Origin of the sequence: Mycobacterium sp. 94-17 (assembly GCF_035617725.1) — a bacterium.
Lineage (GTDB): Bacteria > Actinomycetota > Actinomycetes > Mycobacteriales > Mycobacteriaceae > Mycobacterium.
In genome coordinates this window covers 39,852-61,926 of the sequence record NZ_JAPIYN010000031.1, presented here as the reverse complement: position 1 = coordinate 61,926, position 22,075 = coordinate 39,852, and the positions used below count along the sequence as shown (strand labels likewise).

The window sequence follows — 22,075 nt, the reverse complement described above, 5'->3', positions numbered from 1 at the left end:
CTTTCATCACCTCCACACCGACCACGACACCCGAACAAAGCCTTGCCCATCGGCAGCGGCTTGACATAGGAGAAACGGATGATCGACGACAGGAGCAGGGACGACATCGGAGGAGAACCTCGTGAGTTGTTGTGTCGGGCTATTGCTTGCCTTTCGATGACGACTGACTCACGGGGCTGGGGGATCCTGTCGGGCGAGTTGCCTCAGGATCTGGCCGAACCCTTCACCCGTGCTGTGATGCGTATCGAAGCAGAATTATTGCTTGATGAGCCGACCGATGGACCGCGGCAGTGGGTGAGACGCGGACACAGTCCGAGAGGCGCGCAGATGCATTCACCGAGATGATCCTGCGCTTGGACACCTGACGACCGCGGGGCGGCGTTTCCGGGGAACGTGGGATGCAAGACATTCGGACGAACCTCCCGACGAAGCTCACGCTTGCGGCGCTTACCTGGCGCCGGCCGCCATCGCCCGGTAGCCCTCCCGCACACTCGAATACTGAGGTCGCCAACCTGTGGCGGCGCGGAAGCGGGCGTTGGCGACGCGTAGTGATCTGGTCATCGATGTGGTGCGGTCACCGAGTAATAGGGCCAACCGGCCGGGGGCGGCGATCCAGGTATTGGTACCGACGGCTGCTGCCATTGCCTGGGTGTTCTGTTTCTTGGTGACAGGGTCGTCATCGACGACGTTGTAGATGCCGGCGGGGCACTCCAGGGCGGCGACGGCCGCGCCCGCCGCGTCGCCGAGGTGTATCGAGGACATGTAGGTCTCGGGGCGGCCAGCCTGGAATGCGATGTGGCGGCGGGCCATGTCCATGATTTGTTCGCTGTGGGCCGCGCCCGGTCCGTAGAAAAGTCCGAACCGCAGAATTACCGCGGCGCTTCCGGATTCGGCGAATCGTCGCGCGCTGGACTCCGCGGCGTGGTTCCCCGAGGCAATCGGATAATGGTCGATTGTCGATTGTTCGTCGATCCAGCGGTCCCCGCCGTCGCGATAGATCATCGCCACGGACTCTTGCACCAGTCTCGGGACTGCCGCAGCAAGCGCAGCGTCGACGACAGTGGCCGACCCTTCGGCACGAATGCGCTGGCATTCGGTCCAGCCGGATTTCAGGATGAACCGCTGCGGTGAGGGGAGCGCCGACGCCATGTTCACCACCGCATCGTGGCCGCCGAAAGCTTTGGCCAGCCCGTCACGGTCGAACAACGACACCCGAACCGGTGTGGCTCCCTGGGCCGCCAAAACCGACGCTTTCGGATCAGTGCGAGCCAGCGCCGTGACTTCATGCCCGGCCGCGACCAGTGCGGGAACAATGTGACCACCGATCGCGCCGGTGCCGCCTGTGACAAACACCCGCATGCCCACGCCTCCATCGGTGTCGGCCGTCCCTGTGAGTTGAGGGGTGTCCGTTGCCCATCCTGCAGCAGCGGTGGAGAGTGCGTATTGCTATGTGCTTAAGCAACCTTGAAAATGCACCTTGAGTCAAGACCCGTGGGGGGTGACCCAGGCGATCTACGGGCGGCGGGGGTTCTTGTGGTCCCAGGCCTCGGCAAGGAGGTCGCGGACGAGCCGCTCGTCGGCGTTGGGGAGATCGATCTCGACACAAGCGAGGCGCTTGCCCCAGTAGAACTCGCGGCACGATTCCGGCCAGTTCGCGGCTGCGGAGCGGATGCCGTGCTCATCGAGCATGGCGCGTAAGCGGTCGGGGCTGGGCAGGGTAGCGAAGATTCGCCCGGCTACCCGGAACGAGGGGGATCCATGATGGTCTAGTTCGACGACCTCGGGTAGGGCGAGTGCCAGCCGTCGGGCGACGGTGTCGGTGACCATGCTCAAATTGTTGCTCAATCCGGCTCTCTGCAGCGCCCGCAATTCTGCCGACTATGAACAACTCTGGTCGGACCGCCGTTTGGCGTACGAGTACCTGCCAACCGATGACGAACACTGGCAGACGGCACTCGGCGCACAGCGGCAGTTGGCCAGCACTGGCTGCCACCGTGCTGTCGGCATGACCGACCTCCTGATCGGCCACCCTCGCCGATGCCCACAACGTAACGCTCATCCACTATGACGCCGACTTTGAGACTGCCGCGGAGGTACTACCGTTCCGACACCAGTGGGTACTCGAGCGGGGAACTACCTGAGCATTGCTGGGATGTTCCCGCCGTCGCCCGACGAGCCTGGCCACATGCTGCAGCCGAGGCGATTCTCGCCCTTCGCTCAACGGTGGCGTTTTCCCGACGAGATCAATTCCTCGACGCCGAGTCGTCTACAATTCGTCTACACTGGTTCCCATGGCAGCAGAGACCACAACTGTCCGAGTCCGCCGTCCCGATTCTGAGCGGCTGCAATCTCTAGCCAAGGCTCGTCAAACCGCTGTCGTCGACGTCGTGCACGCAGCCATTGATGCCTTGGAGAGGCAGGAATTCTTGCGAGGGCTCAACGGGGATTACCAACGCCTGCGCAACGACCCCGAACTGTGGGAGCAATACCTGGCCGAGCGTCGCGAGTGGGATGCACTGGCTTGATCTGGCGTGGGGAGGTCTACCACGTCGACCTCGGCCAGCCGGTCGGACGCGAGCCAGCCTTTCGTCGCCCGGCGGTGGTGGTGTCGGTGGACATCCTCAACAACGGACCAGGCGGTCTGGTGGTCGTCGTCCCGATCACGACCGCAGGCTATGGCCTGCGAAGCCACGTCGAACTTGAGCCAGCGAGCAGCGGGCTGGATCATATTTCCTACGCTCGCTGCGACCAACTGCGAGTGGTCTCCGTCGAACGACTGTCATCTCGCCAGGGAATGGCTAGTCCAGAACAAATGCAAGCCATTGACCAAGCACTGCGCTTCGTCCTGGATCTGTAATGCCCAGCTCCCGGCGTAGCATCACCGTCGTCGTAGTATGAAACCAATTGGGGCGCAGCACAATCCGGTGCGCTTTACTTAACATAATGTCGCTTATCGGCAAAAAACTGTTGTGAAAGTTCTGGCACCTCTCGACGATTGGCCGATCTGGGCACCACGTCACCCTGCTGTTCCCGTTTACTCATTTCCCGGCAGGCAGCGTGCTGCGTACCGGCAGCGTTCGACGAGGATGTTGGCCAGCCTTTCCGGCTCGCTGACCATCAGCATGTGGCAGGTGTCGATCTCGATGAGCGTCTGCACTCCGCCAAGCGCGGCGATGCACTCGTGTTGAATCTTTGTCGGGACGGCGCGATCACGCCGAGTGAGTATCCACGTGCGTGGCACTTCGTCGGGCATACCGCTGCGGTCAACTTTTTCTATCATGATGGGGGCTGATTCCTGACAGGACCGAGCCAGCGTGAACCTGCGCTGTGCGGGAGTCATTCCGTTGGAAAATACAAACCTCGCCAATGCAGTAGGCAAACCTCCCGAACGGACCGAACGGCCTTTCTGCACCTTGCGTTTCGCAGTGCGACGTGCGAACCAGCTCAGTGCCCCGGGAAGCGTGTCCACCAGGGCGCTGCCGTTGGCTGGTACCTGCGCGGTGGCCAAAATCATCTCCCGCACCCGCGCCGAGCCGAGCTTGGTGACGACGCCGGGGACGGTCACCCCAGCCAGCGAATGGCCGACGATTACGAGGTCGTCGAGCGCAGCATTCTCGATGTCCGACACGACCGAGTCGACCCACCCGTCGATACAAGCCGTGGTCAGGTCACCGGCCTTATTTCGCCGACCTGGCAAATCAACGGTCAGCACCTTTAGTTCCGGCTCCACGCTGCGGATCACATCGACGGTGGGCTCCCAGCAATCAGCGGCGAACCCGCCTCCGTGCACGAGAACCAATGCGGGCAGTGCCATGGCCGGCCTCCTTGAGCACCGCGGGCGCTGGACCTCATCGTAAAGCCCGCGACGCGACGCCACGCCAGTTTCGCCACGTGAACAGTTTGCTAGCGCCGCTCGTCGTCGGCTGCACGCCGGGACGTAAACTGGCACCTCTCGAACACGCACCGTTACCAGTTCGGGTGCCGGATTGAATCAGATGATCAGGTGAAAGTGCTTCGGCCCCCGTTCACCTCGCGGCACTCACTGTTCGTAGATTCTCGCTCCCGAACTGCCGCATACTTCCCACATATGCCAGTTGCCCACCAAGTGTGCGGACGCCGTGCGGGCACCGCGCGCGCGTGGAACCTTGGCTGCGCACCAGGGCGACCGGCCCCGTAAACGGCGGCCGCCTACCCGCCCTTCCCGGCTTGGCCACGCCTTCGGCAAAACGTCACCGTGACGAAACAGGGCTGTCCGGCAGAGCTCGCTATTGAAACGTCGTGCCCGGTAGATAGCCAACGGCTCCCGAAGCCGTTGACATGGCTGACGAGTCGCCAATCAATTTCGACGAGTTGTCGACCCTGCCCCTGATGGGCGATTCAGGCGGGAAGGGTGGACGTGATCGCGGCCTATCGGCGACGGGCCGACCCGTCCTCGGTCGCTGATTTGCGTGCGCAGGTCTGAGCGACGTGGATGAGGTTGTCACGATTGCGATTCCAGCCAGCAGACACCGACAGCAATTTAGACTAGGCCGGCAAACGCCGATTGTTGGCGGTGCGGAAGGACTCTCGAGGACCAATGCGAATGATCGGTAGGTGGTGGAGACACCGCGACCACTATGTCTGGCTGACCGCATACCTGACAGCGATAGGCGGACAGGCAGTCTCACGGCTGGTGATGACAGTCACCGTATTAACGCTGGGGGCAATTCCGGCGTTGGCATTAGGCACACCCTCGGGTCCTCGGGGCTTGTTTGGGCGGATCTCAGCATTTAGCGTCGCCGGATGCTGCGTCGTGATGGCCGCCCTGTGGTGCCGCGGGCGATGGCCGACGCGCCGCCAGTCCCTGGTGTTCGTCGCTGTCAGCATTGGCTGCATCAGCGCGGCCTGCCTGATCGACACCGACCCGCTGGCCGGGCTGATGGGATGCACGACTTTCGGTGCCATTGGCGGTTATATCGCGTTCTTTCATTCTGCACGCTGGATGGTACTCAATGCCTTAACGGCCTTCGGTACTGCAACGGTGTTGGCGGTACGGCTGGCGGCACACGACGAAGTGCTCTCGATTACCAAAGCGCTGCTAGTGGCAGCGGTCGTCATCGCAGTCCCCATCACCTGCCAAGCGATGTTTCAGGTGTTAGGCGTCGACATTGCCAGATCCGACATCGACCCGTTGACGTTGTTGCTCAACCGGCGCGCGTTCTATCGCAAAACCCAAGAACTCTTGAGCATTTACGGCGGTGAGCGCTATCTGATGGTCATCGTCATCGACCTGGACCGCTTCAAGCAGCTGAACGATACCGCCGGCCACGCCGCGGGTGATCAAGCCCTGGCCACGATCGCGAATACGCTGCGCGCAAATAGCCCTTCGACGGCGGTGATCGGGCGTCTCGGTGGCGAGGAATTCGCCATCGCTCAAGTCATTGATAGCCCTCGATGCGAACAACACGCCGAACGATTACGCGCAGCGATCGCGGACGCCCCGCCTGACATTTCGGCAAGCCTGGGAGCTATTACCACTTTCCTTCCCCCAACCACTCGCGCGCAGAGCGAATCAACCCGGCAGTTCATCGACAAACTACTTCTCGCTGCTGACACAGCCATGTATGAGGCCAAACACGCCGGTGGTGATCAAATCCGATGCCTCTTCGATGAGCCCGCCAATATCGCCAATAGCTAGGTGATGGCTGAGGGGCACAACGGGGTCCTCTATCGCAAGTGGGACGCCCCCGCGCACCCGTCCCCTCCGCCTCCCGGGTACGGGGCTGGACCACCGCCAATACGTCACTGTGACGAATATCATTGCGGCACTGGGCCTTTGAGGATTGCCGGCGTTACTTCGGGCTGTGCCCCCAATGCCTGGCCCGCGTCCGGCGATGTGTGTCGGTAGACCAGAGATGGCCGCAATCCGCGCATTGCAGGTGAACCAGCGTGCCCCTGTTGCTCAGCAGATACTGCCAGTGCGTAGCGCAATTGCGACTGCTGCGGCAATCACCACATTTGGCGCGGTGATCGCAACGCGGGCAGGGCAACCATGCACGCCGGCCACGATCGGCGGTCGGATCAATCGGTAGCACGCGCCGTCGTCCGATCGGGCAGCACGCCGGCGCGGACCAACTGGTCGTAAACCCGCTGCTGCTCCTCGTCCAAATTCGAGTACAGCATGTCGTAGGCGCGCTCTTCCTCGCTGAGCACGGCGATGGGGTCCCAGTCGTCACCCATCGCTTCAACCATTGCGCTGCGCCGACGCGCCTCGTCGAGGGTCAGGTCATAGGCAAAATCGAGGTCGGCCATCGCGCTCCCAGCCATTAGGTACACAAACGAATGGTTAGGATGACCTAATTAACGTCGGCCGTGCTATGACCTGCGTCACCATGAACGGTTGACGTTCGTCACACTGAGCACGCACGCGCAGCAGTGACAAAAGGTCAGCCGGAGTGCGGCGGGAAGTACATCTCCTGTTTGACCGTGCACACGAGTTCGCCGCTGCGGTTGAACATGGTGCCGCTCGCCAGCGCCAGCGAACCGGCACTACTCGGCGATGACCGGTCGTAAAGAAGCCAATCGGACAACGTCGCCGCTGCGTGAAACCACACCGAATGATCACGCTGTGCCGACGCGCCGGCGCCACCGCGCGCGGCATATGCCGGCTCGGTCAACGTCACCGCCGACAGATAGGCCACCAGGCTGGCTGAGAGCACCGGATCGTCGGGGACCTCGCCGTCGGGTCGCCACCACATCGGCGAGCGTGCGGGCGGCGCGTCCTCGGTGTCGACGACGCGGCGCTCGAACCAGCGCAGGCTCGCCCACCGTCCCCGGGTGCTCGCATTGGACTCCGCCAGGTGCGGCGCAACCCGCGGCAGGGACTCGGGGCTGGGAGCCGGCGGCACGGATGGTTGGTAAACAGCCTGCGCGGGTGCGAAATCGGTGACTTTGAACGAAGACATCGCCTCCATCAGAATCGTGCCGTCCTGGCGCGCGGTGACCCGACGCGCCGAAAACGTCCGGCCCTCCTGCAGGTCGACCACGTCGAAGTCCACCGGGCGACGCGAATCGCCGGGCCGCACAAAGTACGTGTGGACGCTGTGCGGTGCGCGGCCGGGCGCGGTGTGGCTGGCCGCCAACAACGCCTGAGCCGAGATATGGCCGCCCAGAATATGGTTGGCGGGCGCAGGCAGTTGCTGCCCGACGAAGCGCCACCGGTCGAGCCGATCGAGCTCCAAGGTGGCGAGCACGTCGCCAAGCGAAGATGACATCACAACGTATCTTGCCGGATCGCACGTCACGCGCTGCCGCGCTGGTACCTCCGCAGCCGCCGTACTGCCTGTGCCGACGCCGGTCCCGATACCGGCCGCACCGCCCCGTCCAGTCGCGTGCGCACGGCGTGGATATCGAGATGCATCCCGATCGCCACCAGACAATTGGCCCGAGAATTGGCCCTGGCCCCCGGCGGCGCCTTCCCGATGTGGATCGCGCTGCCCACCAGGTTGACGACATAGTTCTGGGCGGTCGCGCGGTGGCACACGGCCACTACGCCTTTCATCCGGTACACCCGCGGCGGTGGGTCTTCGAGAAGGTCGAACAGGGCATCCGGGTCGGCGCAACCGGTGCTACTAACGGTGACGGCATCAGCATCGGCATGGACGTGGTCATGGTCATGATCGTGCTCGGGCGTCAGGTCCAAAAACGAGAGTTGCCCAATCCGTTCGGACGTGGCGGATGCGTCGAAGAGCAGCCCAGGGTCTATCCGGCCACCCGTTGCCCCCATGACGTGTACGCACGGGTTGCGTAGGGCCGCCCGCTGCGCGACCCGTTGCACCACCGTCGACCTCTCCCCCTCCGGCACCTGGTCAAGCTTGTTGACCACAATCAGCGACGTCGCGCCGTAGCGCACCGGCGGCAATGCGCCACGGTCGACGGTGTCGAAATGGTTCACGGCGTCAACGACGTCGACGATTCCGCCCGCCCGGACCCCGCGGACCTCACTGAAGCCGATGATCCGCGCGATCGCCGCCGGGTCCGCCAGCCCGCTGGCCTCGACGAGGATTGCATCGAGCCGCCGGGACGGGTCGGCGAGCTTGAGGAGCGCCTCGTCGAGCCCACCACCGTCGGGCAGGCAACAGATGCATCCTCCGGCGATGGAGGCCGGCTCGTCGACCTGACCGGCCACCAGGCCGGCGTCGACGTTGATGTCGCCGAAGTCGTTGACCACCACACCTATTCGGGTGCCAGGATATTGCAGCAGGTGGTTGAGCAACGTCGTCTTGCCGGCTCCGAGATGGCCGGTGAGCGCGATGACGGGTATCGCAGCCAAAGCACCACCCCCGCGTCGACATCCGGACATCCGATGCTAACGGCCGCGGCTTGCACAAAGTGTCGCCCATGATGTCGCAGCGGGAACGACGTGCCTGATGGCGCACGCGCAAGCCAGACCGGCAGTCGCCAGAGCTTGCGGCGCAATAACGCGTCGCTGCGCCGACTATCGCCTCGTAGTACCGTATATACAGGAAATTATCAGTGTTTTATCCGCATATACGGACGGTTCGGCCCGTAAGCTCGGACCGGCAGCCCACCCTTCAGCCTCCCGTCCGCCGTCGGCATGCAGCTTCGGCGATGCGGGTGGGCTGCAGCCGAAAGGAGCCAGCGGTGACCCTCATTGTGAGCACGATATGGGAGCGACGCCGGGTCGACCGGATTGGCCGGCGATGACCGCGCCGGTGTGGATGGCTTTTCCGCCGGAAATCCACTCGGCCCTGCTGTCCAGCGGCCCGGGACCCGGGCCACTGCTCACCGCGGCGAGCGCCTGGAGCTCATTGAGCGCCGAATATGCCTCAACAGCAAGCCAACTCACCGAACTTCTGGGTGAGGTCCAAGCCGGCGCATGGGAAGGGCCCACCGCCGCGCAATATGTGGCCGCCCACGCGCCGTATCTCGCATGGTTGTTGCAGGCCAGCGCCGACAGCGCCGCCACGGCGACCGCACAGGAGACCACTGCAACTGCATATACGACCGCCCTGGCCGCGATGCCCACGTTGGGCGAGCTGGCCGCCAACCACGCAGTGCACGCGGTACTGGTGTCAACCAACTTCTTCGGCATCAACACCATTCCCATTGCGCTGAACGAGGCCGACTACGCGCGCATGTGGGTTCAGGCCGCCACCATCATGACCACCTATCAGGCTGTCTCGACGACCGCTGTTGCGACCACCCCGCGGACGACGCCGGCTCCGCAGATCATGAAATCGGACATGAATTCCGGTTCGGGGATGAATTCCGGCTCGGGGATGAGCGGCGGGTCCGGCATGAGCGGCGGATCGGGAATGAGCGGCGGAAACCCGTACATCATGGGCACTGCATTGCCCCAAAACCTCCAGGAGTGGATGGAAGCGCTGTTTCCGTTCAACCCGCTCTCCCCGGAGGGCTGGTCGATGCACCCGAGCCTGTCGATGTTCCTGTCACGCGCGGAGACACTGATCCCGATGTACGCGAACAACCCCGGGCAACTGCTCGAGGTGATAGTGATGCTCGGACTCCAATTCGTCATCCACCGAACACTCGTGTTCATCAATCTCCTTCTGTACAACCCGGCGGGCCTGCTGAGTTTCTTCGTCAGCAATCCGATTTACACCCTGGGGCTGGCCACGCCGATGGTGGCGATTCCGGCGGGAGCGGCAGGCGGCGTGGCGGGGCTGGCATCCCTGGCCGCGGCGACACCGGTCCCCGCGGTCACGTCAGTTCCGTTGCCGCCAACCACAATTCCCGTCACCGAGGCGCCCCCGATCCCCGCCGCCGGCGCCGCACCCACCACGATCTCAGCGCCGCCGCATGTCGCGCCTCCGGCCCCGGCTCCGGCAACTGTGGCCACGCCGAACGCTCCCCCCGCGCCACCCCCGACGCCGCTGGGCCCCGAGAGCGCCATGGCCGCACAGAACTTCGTCTCCCCCTACCTGCTGGGCGTACTCAGCGGAGCGACGGATTCGAGACTGGCCGACAAAGCCCGCAAGTCGGCACCGGAAGACGCCGGCGTCGCCGCGGCCACGGCGGCGACGGCGACGGCCGAGCAGCTGGGTCGCCGGCGTCGGGGCAAAGCACCTACGCGCATCGACCGGGGCTACCGCTACGAATTCCCGGACTTAGACACCGATTTGGGATACGCTGCCGCGTCGAACGAGACCGGACAGGCGAATCCCGTGATGGCGTCCAACCAAGGTGCGGGTGCTTCGGGGCTCGCCACCGCGGTAACTACTGTCGACAAGCCGCGGGCGAAAGGACTGCATACGTTATCCGACGACGCGTTCGGCGGAGCACCACGCATGCCCATGATGCCCGGCAACTGGCCCCCCGCTTCGGGCTGATCGGCCAACACGCCACTGCGACCATCCCGCACTCAGGCAATCACTTCGCGTGGACACCACGCCCGCTCCTGTATGGTCAACGCTGTCAGCCGGCGAGGAAACAGAGGGCTTTGGATGGCAAAGAGGCTCCCCGACAACGACTTCACGTCGTCGCTGGCTTTGGACCCCGGCCTTCGCAAGGTGGCGCGGTTCGTGCCACGTGGATACGCCCTGCACCGCGGCCTGAAGTTTCAGCGTGCCGTCATGAACCTGATGGGCAACGCGGGCCGGCTGCGCTCGGTGCCCGTCGCCGCCGTCAACGAGCACGTCAAGGTCCGCCTGCATCGCCCGGCCGGCCTTCCCGACCGTGCGCCCGCGCTGCTGTGGATCCACGGCGGTGGAACCATCATGGGGCACGCGGCCCAGGACGATAAGTACCTGCGAAAGCTGTCCGGCCGCACGGGGTTTGCGATCGCCGCGGTGGAGCACCGGTTGGCTCCCGAACACCCCTACCCGATACCCGTCGAGGATTGCTACGCCGCCCTGATGTGGCTGGCCCGACAGCACTGGGTCGACCCGGATCGAATCGCCATCGGCGGGGCCAGCGCGGGTGGGAATTTCGCTGCCGCGGTCGCACAACGGGTGCACGACCGCGACGACGTCAGAATCGCCTTCCAAATGCTGGTCTATCCGATGCTCGACGATCGCACGGGCGCGAAGTGTGATGGCCCCAGGCGCATCATGTGGAGCGAATCCGACAACCAACTGGCCTGGCACTGGTACCTCAACGGGGCCGACCCCGAAGAGGCCGCGCCCGCTCGCCGCAACGATCTGTCGGGCTTGCCACCGGCCTGGATCGGGGTGGGGTCGCTGGACCTCTTCTGTCAGGAGAGCCTGGACTACGCGCGCCGGCTGCGCGAGGCCGGTGTGCCGGTGCACGAGGAAATCGTTTTGGGCGCGTTTCATGCATTCGACCAGATCGCGGAAAAAGCGCAGATATCGGCACAGTTCTTCGAGAGCCAATGCGAATATCTGCGGGCCGCGCTGACGCCCAGTAGCTGACCGCCGTCCTGCGGCGCAGCCGATCGCCGCGGGCAGCGCAATCGTGTTGTGGCGAAAAGCTTTTCGGCAGCAGGGTTGCGTTCCGCGCACGCCTTCGGGTTGCCGGCCCAGGCGGACCATCGTTGCGACCGGGCACGGCGCAGGGCACTGCCGAACCCTGGACGCGGCACCTTTTGACTGCAAAGTGTGCACAACGTGCAACTATGGGGGGATGGGCAATCCCCCCGGGCTACGAGAGCGCCGGCGCCGCCAGACGAGCGCCGACATCCGCGACGCCGCGGTGCGCCTGACGCTGGAACGCGGATTCGACAAGGTCACCGTCGACGAGATCTGCGCCGAAGCCGGTATCGCCACCCGCACGTTTTTCAACTACTTCCCCAACAAGGAATCCGCGATCGCCTACGGCCCCTCGGACATCCCCCCCGAGCTGGTGGAGGATTTCGTCGCCGCCGGGCCCGCACCCTACTCGGTAGTGCTGGCGGAGCTGATCACCTTGGCCGCGCATCACCTGCGCGATGTTCCCCCGCAACGTGACCATGCCGCCAACATGCTGGAACTCGCCAAAACCTCCCCCGCCGTCCTCGCGGCATTTCTCGCCGACTTGGAGCGGTTTCAAAAGCAGCTGACTGACATCATCGTGCGTCGCCAGGCGATGCAGCCGGACGACGAGATGGCGGCGCTGATCTCTGCCCTGGCACTCACTGCGGTGCGGTCCGGCATCGAAAAGTGGGCCGGCGGCGAGGCAGATGCGACCGCCGACACGCCAATGCCCTATGTTGAGCGTGCCGCGGCGCTGGTGAACAGCATCTTTACAAAGTGAGCTGAAACACCGGTAGCAAATGTTGCATACACTGCACGATATGCACATCATGTACTATGCGCTGGTGGCGGTACCCGTCAAGGCTTCAGCAACGAGACGAGCCGGGTGTCGGTGCCGTGGGCGTCGGCCGGTGTGGGTGGGCAGCATTCACCGCGCTTGACGCTCAGCACGCGAACCGCGGCAATCGTAGTAACTCGTTGTTGAGCAATGCGACCTGTGGGCGCTCACCCGCCCACGACCTCTGGTCGCGCAACCGCTGATCCGCGTCACGACCACGTGACGGGGAAGGGATCCCTTAGGTGCAGATATCGAGACTGGTGCGCAACGCCTGGCTGCCGCTGTTGATCGTGGCGGTCGTGGTGGTCGGCGGCTTCGCGGTCGTCAGGGTCAAGTCGTTCTTCGGTGCCCACGACACCGGCGTCATGAGCAGCCCGCGGCTCGACGACTCGAAGCCGTTCAAGCCCAAGGTGGTCAAGTACGAGGTTTTCGGCTCGGCCGACCGGGCCAATGTGAACTACCTGGACCTGTCCGCCGACCCGAGGCGCATCGACGGCGCACCGCTGCCGTGGACGCTGGTTCTGAGCACCACCGCCCCCTCGGTCTTCCCGAACCTTTCGGCACAAAGCGACGGCAATTCGCTGGGCTGCCGCATCACCATCGATGACGAAGTCAAGGCCGAAAACATGACCCACGGCGTGCACGCCCTGACCTTCTGCTTGGTGAAATCCGCATGAGCACAACAGTCGACGACACCCGCACCGACGCCATCCCCGTCGCCAAAGAACCCGTGCACGACAAGATCCCCCGGATCATCCGCAAGCTTGCCGTGCCCATCATCCTGGGCTGGATCGCGATCATCGCGGTGCTCAACGTCGCCGTCCCCCAGCTGGACGAGGTCGGCAAGATGCGTTCGGTGTCGATGGCACCCAACGATGCGCAATCGGTGGTCGCGACCAAGCGGATGGGCGCGATATTCAACGAGTACAAATCCAACAGCTCGGTGATGATCGTCCTCGAGGGCCAGAGTCCCCTCGGCGCCGACGCTCACACCTACTACGACCAGATCGTCCGAAAGCTCGACGCCGACACCAAACACGTTGAGCACGTTCAGGATATGTGGAGCGATCCACTGACCGGTGCAGGCGCGCAGAGCAACGACGGCAAGGCCGCCTACGTCCAGGTTTACCTCGCCGGCAACCAGGGTGAAGCATTGGCCAACGAGTCGGTGGAATCCGTCCAGAAGATCGTCAAGAGTGTGCCGACGCCCAAGGGGGTGAAGGCCTACGTCACCGGCCCCGCGGCGTTGTCGGCGGACCAGCACGAGGCCGGCGACCGCAGCCTACAGCTCATCACATTGGCCACGTTCACGGTGATCATAGGCATGCTGCTGATGGTCTATCGGTCCATCGTCACCGTGTTGCTGACACTGGTGATGGTGGTGCTCGAGCTGTCGGCCGCGCGGGGCATGGTCGCTTTCCTCGGCTATTTCAACCTCATTGGGCTTTCGACTTTCGCCACGAACTTGTTGGTCACGTTAGGAATCGCGGCCGCCACCGACTACGCGATCTTCTTGATAGGCCGATATCAAGAAGCCCGGGCTATCGGTGAGACCCGCGAAGAGGCGTACTACACCATGTATAAGGGCACCGCCCACGTGGTGCTCGGGTCGGGTCTGACCATCGCCGGCGCGACCTTCTGCCTGCACTTCACCAACCTGCCGTACTTCCAGACGCTGGGTATTCCGCTGGCCATCGGCATGGTGGTCGTAGTCGCAGCCGCGCTGACGCTCGGTGCGGCCGTCATCGCGGTGGCCACGCGGTTCGGTAAGACGCTCGAACCGAAACGGACGCAACGGATTCGCGGGTGGCGCAAGATCGGCGCGCTCGTCGTCCGCTGGCCCGGGCCGATCCTGGTGGTGACCATCGGAGTGGCCCTGGTCGGCCTGCTGACCCTGCCGGGCTACCGCACCAATTACAACGACCGCAACTACCTGCCCACCGACCTCCCCGCGAACGAGGGCTACGCGGCCGCCGACCGGCACTTCTCGCAGGCGCGGATGAACCCCGAAGTGCTGATGATCGAAAGCGATCACGACCTACGTAACTCGGCGGACTTCCTGGTGATCGACAAGATCGCCAAGACGGTTTTCCGGGTGCCCGGAATCGGCCGCGTGCAGGCCATCACCCGCCCGCAGGGGACGCCGATCGAACACACGTCGATTCCGTTCCAGATCAGCATGCAGGGCGTCAGCCAGCAGATGAATCAGAAGTACCAAGAAGATCAGATGGCCGACATGCTGCACCAGGCCGACATGATGCAGACGACCATCGACAGCATGGAAAAGATGTCCAGCATCACCACGCAGATGTCCAACGACATGCATCAGATGGTCAAAAAGATGCATGACATGACCATCGACATCAACGAATTACGCGACCACATGGCGGATTTCGAAGACTTCTTCCGCCCGATCCGCAGCTACCTCTACTGGGAAAAGCACTGCTATGACATCCCGGTATGCTGGTCGCTTCGCTCGGTGTTCGACGGCCTCGACGGCATCGACACGATGACCGACGACATCGAGAGCCTGCTGCCCATCATGGATCACCTGGACACCCTGATGCCCCAGATGGTGGCGCTGATGCCCTCCATGATCGAAAACATGAAGGCCATGAAAACGACGATGCTGACCATGTACTCGACCCAGAAGGGTCTGCAGGATCAGCAGAAGGAGGCGCAGAAGAACTCCAGCGCCATGGGTAAGGCGTTCGACGCTTCCAAGAACGACGATTCGTTCTACCTGCCCCCCGAGACGTTCAACAATGCCGAGTTCAAGAAGGGCATGAAGAACTTCATCTCCCCGGACGGCCACGCCGTGCGCTTCATCATCAGCCACGACGGCGATCCGATGACGCAGGAAGGCATTTCGCACATCGCCGCCATCAAGAAGGCCGCCTACGAGGCGCTGAAGGGCACACCGCTGGAGGGCTCGAAGATCTATCTCGCGGGTACCGCGTCGATCTATAAGGACCTCAGCGACGGCAACGCCTACGACCTGTTGATCGCCGGGATAGCCTCGCTGTGCCTGATTTTCATCATCATGTTGATCATCACGCGCGGGGTGGTGGCGTCGGCGGTCATCGTGGGAACGGTGTTGCTCTCACTGGGCGCATCCTTCGGGCTTTCGGTCCTGATCTGGCAGCACCTGATCGGCATCGAGCTGCACTGGATGGTGCTCGCGATGTCGGTCATCATCCTGCTGGCCGTCGGCGCCGACTACAACCTGCTGCTGGTGGCCCGGTTCAAGGAGGAGATCCACGCCGGCCTGAACACCGGCATCATCCGGTCGATGGGTGGCACCGGCTCGGTGGTGACCTCGGCGGGGCTGGTGTTCGCCTTCACGATGATGACGATGGCGGTCAGCGAGCTGACGGTGATCGGCCAGGTCGGCACCACGATCGGATTGGGTCTGCTCTTCGACACCCTGATCGTGCGGTCGCTGATGACACCGTCGATCGCCGCGCTGCTGGGCAAGTGGTTCTGGTGGCCGCAGCGGGTGCGTCAGCGCCCGGTTCCGTCGCCGTGGCCCAAGCCGGCAACGCACGCCGAAACGGTTACTGCCGCTACGTAACCCAGTCCGGCTGGGCGTCGGTCTCGACGTTGGAGAAGTCTTTGTGTCCCAGGCCGGCGGTGGTACCGCCGTCGACGACGAACTCCGAGCCGGTGGAGTAGCTGGACTCGTCGCTGGCGAGGTAGACCACCAGGTTGGAGACCTCCACCGGTTGGGCCGCCCGGCCCAACGCCGTCTGAAAGAGGTCGTCGGGAACCCAGTCGGTCATCGGCGTCTTGATGAGTCCGGGATGGATTGAGTTGACCCGGATCCCGCTTGGGCCGAGTTCGAGCGCGGCCGACTTGGTCAGTCCCCGCACGGCGAATTTGGTGGCGGTGTAGCCGTGGCAGGCGATGGTGCCGGCCATGCCCTCGATCGAGGAGATGTTGATGATCGATCCCCGGCCCGCTTCCTTCATCGGGTTGACCACCGCGCGGATGCCGAGAAACACGCCGGTCAAATTGATGTCGAGGATGCGCTGCCATTCCGAGAGGGCGTAATCCTCCAGGGTGCCGACGTTGATGATGCCGGCGTTATTGACCAGAACGTCGATGCGGCCGAACTCCCCCAGGGCGGTCGCCACCGCCGCGTCCCAGTCGTCGGGCTTGGTGACGTCGAGGTGCAGGTACCGGGCCGCGTCACCGACCTCGGCCGCCACCGCCTTGCCCTCGTCGTCGAGGATGTCGCCGAAGACCACCTTGGCGCCCTCGGCGACCAGGGACCGCACGTGCGATGCACCCATCCCCCGCGCGCCACCGCTGATCAGGGCAACTTTGCCCGCCAACCGTTCTGCCACTGCACTTCTCCTGTCGTGTGGATTCGTCATTGCACCATACGTACCCGAGGCAATGTACGGCCATATCTTGAGGGGCGCGACGATCCCCCGGGTCAGGAGTCGTACGCCCGCAACAGCGCCCGCGTGCGTGCCCGGCCCTCCGGCGTCGGGTCGAACGCCGCGGCGACGTACTCATCGACCCCCGCGGCGCGCAGTTCGTCGAGCCGGCCGCGCACGGTGTCCTCGTCGCCGATGACGGCGGCGTCCTCGGGGCCCGCGTAGCCCTCGCGGTCGAGCATCGCGCGGTACGACGGCAGCTGGCCGTAGATGGCGAACTGTTCGGCCGCCTGCTTTCGGGCGGCGTCGACGTCGTCGGTGACGTTGACCGGTAGCGACGCGGCGACGCGCACCGTCTCCCCGCGCCCGGCATCGGCGGCAGCCTGCCGCAGCGTCGGTGCGACGTGCTCGGCCAGCGTCTTGGGTCCGGTCATCCAGGTGCAGGTGCCCGAGGTGCGACGCCCCGCGAGCTTGAGCATTTGCGGGCCCAGCGCCGCGATGTAGACGTCGGGCCGCGGCGCCCCCGCGATCAGCAACGCACCGCGGGTGGTCACCGTCTGCCCCTCGGCGTTGGCGCGTTCACCGGCCAGCAGGGGCAGGAGTCCGTCGAGATATTCGTTCAGCCTGCGCACGGGCTTGTCCCACGGGATGCCCCACATCCCCTCGGTGACCGCCTGATGCGTCATACCGAGCCCGAGCGTGAACCGGCCACCCGAGGCCAGGCTCAGTGTGAGGGCCCGCTGCGCCATCTGCATCGGATGCTGATTTTGGATGGGCACCACACCGCTGGCCACCTCGATCTCATCGACCTCGCGCAGCGCGATCGCCAGGATCATGAGAAGGTCGGGCTCGTAGGGTAATTGGCTCATCCACACCCGTTTGAAGCCCTCATCGCGCAGCATCGCGAGGTTGGTGATCGTCGCATCGATGGGCGATTGGCTGCCCGATCCGCTGAGTTGCCCGAACATACTGACCTGCATGACCAACACGCTCCTTTGCGTCACCTTGCGGGGCCGCAGGGTGTCGTCGTTCGACTCTACGGTCACGCGTGGTGAACCGGAAGGCGGACCTCACGCTGCCCGGCCCCACGGCAGGCTCGGTTCAGTGGATTTCAAGCCGCCCGTGGATCACATTGTCCAGCAGGGCCGTTCACATCGAGAGCTTGGCGGTAGATGGATTCGTCGGGGCCCCTCCCACTCTGAATGACAAGCGGTCCGCATCGAAGTAGCGCCGCATGACGACGACCGGTTCGGGGGCCCGCCGGCGGGATCGTTGAGATATGCGATCCCGAAGTAACTCAGGAGGGCCGGGCCACGATCACCGGCATGCGAATCGAGTGGATGACGGCGTTGCTCACCGAGCCCAGCAGTGCACCGGTCAAGCCACCGCGACCGTGGCTACCCACGACGGTCAGCTGCGCGGCCTCCGACTGCTCGATCAGCTGAGGGGCCGGCCGGTCACAGACGACGACTCGACGCACAGTGACATCGGGATAGCGTTCTTGCCAGCCCGCCAGACGTTCGGCCAGGCTCCGTTCGGCTTCGGACCTCACCGCCGACCAGTCCACTCCGGGAAGCTCGACGATCTGGGCGTCGCTCCAGGCATGGAGCGCAGTGAGCGTGACGCCGCGCCGGGAAGCTTCGTCGAAGGCGATGGCCGTGGCGAGTTCGGAGGCCGGCGAGCCATCGATGCCGACCAGGACGGGCGCCTGCTGCGGGTGCGGCATCAACGGGTCTTCGTCGTGGATGACGGCAACCGGGCAGCGGGCGCGTCGCGCAACGCCGGAACTGACCGAACCGAGCAAGGCCCGGCCGACGGCTCCGCGCCCGTAGGATCCGACGACGACCATTTCCGCCTCTTCGGACATTCGGGCCAGCGTCGGCGCCGGGGGTGCATGCCACAGCGCGCTCGCGATGTCGATTTTGCGGCTTGTTCTGGTGGCGTCTTCAGCGATCTTGACTGCCTCCTGCAGGACCCGGCGCCCGTCGTCCTCCTGCCATGCCAGCGCCTCGGCCGCCATCGACACCTGTGGCCGCGTCGTCGTGGCGTTCACCATGTGGACCAGACTCAACGAAACATTGCGCATCGCCGCGTCGCGCGCGGCCCAGCAGACGGCGTAATTCGACGCAGGCGATCCGTCCACCCCGACGACGATGCCGTGGCGCTTGATGGATGCAGTCATTTCGGTCTCCTCGATCATCCAGAACGCTATTGCTCGAACGAGCGCCAGTCAGGGGACTTTCGTCCCCAACCGCATGGACGAGAGACCCTCATCGGGCGCTCGGGCGTGAGCGTGGCCCGGCCTGTGATCCGATGACGGCCAACACAGATGACCATTGCGGCGACACGAGGGCCGAACGGCCCTGCCGTCTACCGAATAGGCCCGATAACGTCCCGGATTGACCATGGGGTTCTCCCGCTCGTCCAGCGCCTCGATCGGAGAAAAGCGGTGAACGATCCGCACTCAGCACAGTGGATAGTCGTGGGTATCGACGGCTCTGAGGCAGCGATCAGCGCCGCGCGGTGGGCGGTCGCCGAGGCCACGAGCCGGGACCTCCCGCTGCGTCTGGTGTACGCCATCCCCGATGCTTCCCTCCTCGATGTGGAATGCGGGGAGGCCGCCCTGCGCACCGCCTATGCCGCGCTGCATGCCGTGACCGCGGAGGTCAAAATCGAAACCGATCTCGTGAGAGGTTCGGCGGCAGACGTTCTCGTCGGGCAATCGCGCCACGCGGCCATGGTGTGCGCAGGGTCGGTGGGCATCGGGCCGATCGCCCGATTGGTCATCGGCTCGACCGCCCAAACCGTCGCGCAGAAAGCGCTTTGCCCGGTCGCGGTCGTGCGCGCCAAACGCGATGCCTGCGAGCCACATTCGGGATCGGTTGCCGTGGTGGTCGACGACTCGCCACACAACGATGCCGTGCTCGACCACGGTTTCAGGGAAGCGCGGCTTCGCGAGGCGCCGATCCTGGCGATGGGTGTTTGGCGGTGGGGCCTCGGGGAAATCCCCTACCGTCAGCTGGACCGTCGACTTCACCGCTGGGTGACTCGGTATCCCGAGGTGCATGTGCGCCCCGCCGCGGCCAGACGCGGAGCTGTCGAATATCTCAGCGGCGCACACGAACCCGTGCAGCTGGCGGTGGTGGACAGTAGGTATGCCGACAGGGTCGCGCAACTGGTCGGCCCGCCGACGCCCCGGATCGGCTACGCCGGATGTTCGGTGCTCGTGGTGCGCTGAGCCAGCTGCGCTGAGCCGCCCGCGCGTCAGCCGACGATGTCGAAGACCGCCGCGGCGGAGGTGACCGCCTTGTCGTTGTTGCCCTCGTCGTGCAACAGCATTCGCACTCCGACGTGCTTGGGCCCACCCGTATGCGCGGTACCCTCCACCCGGAAGGGCCCCACCTTGCCGCGCGACATGAACATCACATGCCAGCTGACGACCTGTAGCTTGGTGGTCCCGGCGAGCGCGGCGGCGAGGTCGATCGCCGCGGTCTCCAGTATGACGTGCTGGGGTCCGATGTGCAGCGCGGCATCCGGCGACGCGAGTTCCGTACTGAGCTCGGGCAGTATCCAGTGGCCGTCGTCGCGCCGGGCGGCACCGAAGACCCGCCACAGCGGCGGCAGATCGGGAGAGTCCTCGACCACCAGCTCGGTGCCCGAAACGTCCATGCGTTCCAGGCCTTCCGGCGGGATGCCGATGATCGCGCCCTGCCCCTCGTTGAAGGCGATGACCCGGCTCGGGTTGTCGGCGTCGACGATGGTGCAGCGGCCGTATCCCATGGTGCGGCCCTGGTGCACGATCCCCGACCCGATGATCTCGATCCTGTTGACGTCATAGCCGGGATCGACGATCTGCACCGACGCGATGACCGGATTCGGCACGGCCACCATGTCGGTCTGGCAGCCCTCCGGAGAGGAAATGGCCAACGGTGCCACCATGATTCCACCCGCGTCGTTGCGCATGTCGCTGCGGATGGTGACGGTGTCGTCGGCCTCGCCGAGATCCATCGACGAATGTTTGCGACCGATGTAGCGGTAGCTCAGCAGGCCGGTCCAGCGCCGGTACAGTTCGTCACGATAGGCGTCGGAGTCACCCATCAACTCCCGGATGTCACGAAGCTGACCGCTCAATTCCGTTCGCCTCCTTAGCGTTTGCCGCGGCGCACCTGGTTGAACGGCACGCCGCGGTCGTCGGCGCGCTCGCGCGGGAAGTTCAGCACTCGCTCGCCGATCACGTTGCGGGCCATCTCGGTGGTACCGCCGCCGATCCCTGCGGTCTGACGGCCCAGATAGCGCGTCCCGATGTCGAGCAGTCCGGCGTCGTCGTCCACCACGGCCGCCGGGCCCGCGACGGCCAGCGCGGTGTCGGTCTCGACGTCGTGCACCTCGGCCATGTACAGCCGGATGATCGATCCCGCGGCCGGCGGCAGGGATCCGCCGGCCACGGCGTGGAAGACATGCTCGCTGAGTTGGCCCTGCACGGCGCGGTGCACCAGCGCACGGCCGACCATTTCCTGCAGTCGCCGGTTGCCGGCCCGGTTCGTCTGTTCGATCAGCGACACCAGGTCCACCGAAACATCATGGGCCTCAGCGATTCCGGGCCCACTGGTGTATTCCGAGCCGTCCCCCATCGTGCGCCGCTCGTGGTAGAGCTGGCGCGACGCGACATCCCATCCCTTGCCCGGTTCTCCGACGACGGCGTCGTCGCCCACGTCGACGTCGTCGAAGAATTCTTCGCAGAACTCGATGGAGCCGTTGACCTGCTTGATGCGGTTGATGGTCACACCGGGATGTTGCAGCGGTACCAGGAACATCGTCAGGCCGTCGTGTTTGGGGACGTCCCAGTTGGTCCGGGCCAGGCACAGGCCGTAGTCGGCGGCGAACGCCCACGTGCTCCAGGTCTTGGCGCCGTTGATGATCCACCGCCCGTCCCGGCGCTCCGCGCGGGTGATGACGCCCGCCAGATCCGATCCCCCGTTGGGCTCGGACAGCAGCTGCACCAGCACCTCGTCACCGCGCAGCGCGGCCGGGATGTGCGTGCGCTTCTGCTCTTCGCTGCCCATGTCGAGAATCGTTGCGCAGCAGATGGCGAACGAGGGAACATTCAGCAGCAGCGGAGCCTCGTAGGCCTGGGACTCGATGTCGAACGCCTTCTTGTATTCGTAGCTCAGCCCGAGCCCGCCGTACTCGCGCGGAAAACAGATCCCGGCGAATCCGCCTTGCCACAACAGCTTTTGCAGTTCCCGGGCCCGGTGCCACGCCGGCGGCTGGTCGCGCTCCAGCTGTGCCGCCTTGGCCGGATCGAGTCGCGGCATGGTCTCGGCCAGCCAGGCCCTGGCCCGGCTCCGGAATTCCCCGACCGATTCGGACGTCACCGGATGGCCTCTCGTTCGAGCGTCGACCCTGTGCTGGGCGACTGT

20 protein-coding genes are annotated in these 22,075 nt (G+C 64.7%); 9 read left to right on the top strand and 11 right to left on the bottom strand.

Features of this window, described 5'->3' with window-relative positions; genetic code table 11:
* Nucleotides 1-447: 447 nt before the first annotated feature.
* The gene (locus OQ789_RS24815; RefSeq protein ID WP_324688932.1) at nucleotides 448-1,359 is read right to left on the bottom strand and encodes an NAD(P)-dependent oxidoreductase; all 912 of its coding nucleotides are present in this window, start codon (nucleotides 1,357-1,359) and stop codon (nucleotides 448-450) included.
* A gap of 153 nt (nucleotides 1,360-1,512) precedes the next feature.
* Nucleotides 1,513-1,845 carry an MmcQ/YjbR family DNA-binding protein gene (locus OQ789_RS24810; protein WP_324688929.1) on the bottom strand — a complete coding sequence of 111 codons (333 nt, stop codon included), beginning with the start codon at nucleotides 1,843-1,845 and terminating at the stop codon, nucleotides 1,513-1,515.
* A 446-nt stretch (nucleotides 1,846-2,291) separates the two neighbouring features.
* On the opposite strand from OQ789_RS24810, the gene OQ789_RS24805 reads away from it, so the two are divergent.
* Nucleotides 2,292-2,525, top strand: a complete 234-nt coding sequence (locus OQ789_RS24805; RefSeq protein WP_324688927.1) for a hypothetical protein — start codon at nucleotides 2,292-2,294, stop codon at nucleotides 2,523-2,525.
* Nucleotides 2,522-2,857, top strand: coding sequence for a type II toxin-antitoxin system PemK/MazF family toxin (locus OQ789_RS24800; protein WP_324688925.1), 336 nt, complete (start codon nucleotides 2,522-2,524; stop codon nucleotides 2,855-2,857). The genes OQ789_RS24805 and OQ789_RS24800 overlap by 4 nt, the downstream gene beginning before the upstream one ends.
* A gap of 177 nt (nucleotides 2,858-3,034) precedes the next feature.
* Here OQ789_RS24800 and OQ789_RS24795 read toward each other — a convergent pair whose 3' ends face one another.
* A complete protein-coding gene (locus OQ789_RS24795; protein WP_324688924.1) occupies nucleotides 3,035-3,814 on the bottom strand; it encodes an alpha/beta hydrolase in 780 nt (259 codons plus the stop codon).
* A 981-nt stretch (nucleotides 3,815-4,795) separates the two neighbouring features.
* On the opposite strand from OQ789_RS24795, the gene OQ789_RS24790 reads away from it, so the two are divergent.
* Nucleotides 4,796-5,677, top strand: a complete 882-nt coding sequence (locus tag OQ789_RS24790; RefSeq protein ID WP_324688921.1) for a GGDEF domain-containing protein — start codon at nucleotides 4,796-4,798, stop codon at nucleotides 5,675-5,677.
* Nucleotides 5,678-6,060: 383 nt separating this feature from the next.
* On the opposite strand, the gene OQ789_RS24785 is transcribed toward OQ789_RS24790, so the two are convergent.
* The 3 genes from OQ789_RS24785 to OQ789_RS24775 all read right to left on the bottom strand — a co-directional run bounded on the left by OQ789_RS24785 (nucleotide 6,061) and on the right by OQ789_RS24775 (nucleotide 8,311).
* Nucleotides 6,061-6,291, bottom strand: a complete 231-nt coding sequence (locus OQ789_RS24785; protein ID WP_324688919.1) for a DUF6400 family protein — start codon at nucleotides 6,289-6,291, stop codon at nucleotides 6,061-6,063.
* 134 nt (nucleotides 6,292-6,425) lie between these two features.
* Nucleotides 6,426-7,253, bottom strand: coding sequence for an acyl-CoA thioesterase (locus tag OQ789_RS24780; RefSeq protein WP_324688917.1), 828 nt, complete (start codon nucleotides 7,251-7,253; stop codon nucleotides 6,426-6,428).
* Between the two features lie 26 nt (nucleotides 7,254-7,279).
* Entirely contained in the window at nucleotides 7,280-8,311 is a 1,032-nt protein-coding gene (locus OQ789_RS24775; protein ID WP_324688914.1) for a CobW family GTP-binding protein, read from the bottom strand.
* A 391-nt stretch (nucleotides 8,312-8,702) separates the two neighbouring features.
* Here OQ789_RS24775 and OQ789_RS24770 point away from each other — a divergent pair, with 391 nt between their 5' ends.
* The 5 genes from OQ789_RS24770 (at nucleotide 8,703) to OQ789_RS24750 (ending at nucleotide 15,844) form a co-directional block, all read left to right on the top strand.
* Nucleotides 8,703-10,352, top strand: a complete 1,650-nt coding sequence (locus OQ789_RS24770; protein WP_324688912.1) for a PPE family protein — start codon at nucleotides 8,703-8,705, stop codon at nucleotides 10,350-10,352.
* A 114-nt stretch (nucleotides 10,353-10,466) separates the two neighbouring features.
* Complete coding sequence (locus tag OQ789_RS24765) at nucleotides 10,467-11,393, top strand: alpha/beta hydrolase (RefSeq protein WP_324688910.1); 927 nt, start codon at nucleotides 10,467-10,469, stop codon at nucleotides 11,391-11,393.
* Between the two features lie 211 nt (nucleotides 11,394-11,604).
* A complete protein-coding gene (locus OQ789_RS24760; RefSeq protein WP_324688905.1) occupies nucleotides 11,605-12,213 on the top strand; it encodes a TetR family transcriptional regulator in 609 nt (202 codons plus the stop codon).
* A gap of 299 nt (nucleotides 12,214-12,512) precedes the next feature.
* Nucleotides 12,513-12,947, top strand: coding sequence for an MmpS family transport accessory protein (locus tag OQ789_RS24755; protein ID WP_324688902.1), 435 nt, complete (start codon nucleotides 12,513-12,515; stop codon nucleotides 12,945-12,947).
* Nucleotides 12,944-15,844, top strand: a complete 2,901-nt coding sequence (locus OQ789_RS24750) for an MMPL family transporter (protein ID WP_324688900.1) — start codon at nucleotides 12,944-12,946, stop codon at nucleotides 15,842-15,844. The genes OQ789_RS24755 and OQ789_RS24750 overlap by 4 nt, the downstream gene beginning before the upstream one ends.
* On the opposite strand, the gene OQ789_RS24745 is transcribed toward OQ789_RS24750, so the two are convergent.
* The 3 genes from OQ789_RS24745 to OQ789_RS24735 form a co-directional block, all read right to left on the bottom strand.
* The gene (locus tag OQ789_RS24745; RefSeq protein ID WP_324688898.1) at nucleotides 15,837-16,619 is read right to left on the bottom strand and encodes an SDR family oxidoreductase; all 783 of its coding nucleotides are present in this window, start codon (nucleotides 16,617-16,619) and stop codon (nucleotides 15,837-15,839) included. The two genes, OQ789_RS24750 and OQ789_RS24745, sit on opposite strands and share 8 nt — an antisense overlap.
* A 92-nt stretch (nucleotides 16,620-16,711) precedes the next feature.
* Nucleotides 16,712-17,635 carry a TIGR03564 family F420-dependent LLM class oxidoreductase gene (locus tag OQ789_RS24740; RefSeq protein ID WP_324688896.1) on the bottom strand — a complete coding sequence of 308 codons (924 nt, stop codon included), beginning with the start codon at nucleotides 17,633-17,635 and terminating at the stop codon, nucleotides 16,712-16,714.
* Between the two features lie 317 nt (nucleotides 17,636-17,952).
* Nucleotides 17,953-18,837: a universal stress protein gene (locus tag OQ789_RS24735; protein ID WP_324688894.1), complete on the bottom strand. Its 885-nt coding sequence runs from the start codon at nucleotides 18,835-18,837 to the stop codon at nucleotides 17,953-17,955.
* Nucleotides 18,838-19,104: 267 nt separating this feature from the next.
* On the opposite strand from OQ789_RS24735, the gene OQ789_RS24730 reads away from it, so the two are divergent.
* A complete protein-coding gene (locus OQ789_RS24730) occupies nucleotides 19,105-19,893 on the top strand; it encodes a universal stress protein (protein WP_324688893.1) in 789 nt (262 codons plus the stop codon).
* A 26-nt stretch (nucleotides 19,894-19,919) separates the two neighbouring features.
* Here the strand turns inward: OQ789_RS24730 and OQ789_RS24725 are convergent, their stop codons facing one another.
* Both OQ789_RS24725 and OQ789_RS24720 read right to left on the bottom strand, forming a co-directional pair.
* Entirely contained in the window at nucleotides 19,920-20,786 is an 867-nt protein-coding gene (locus OQ789_RS24725; RefSeq protein ID WP_324688891.1) for a hypothetical protein, read from the bottom strand.
* Nucleotides 20,787-20,800: 14 nt separating this feature from the next.
* Nucleotides 20,801-22,030, bottom strand: coding sequence for an acyl-CoA dehydrogenase family protein (locus OQ789_RS24720; RefSeq protein WP_324688889.1), 1,230 nt, complete (start codon nucleotides 22,028-22,030; stop codon nucleotides 20,801-20,803).
* Between the last annotated feature and the right edge of the window lie 45 nt (nucleotides 22,031-22,075).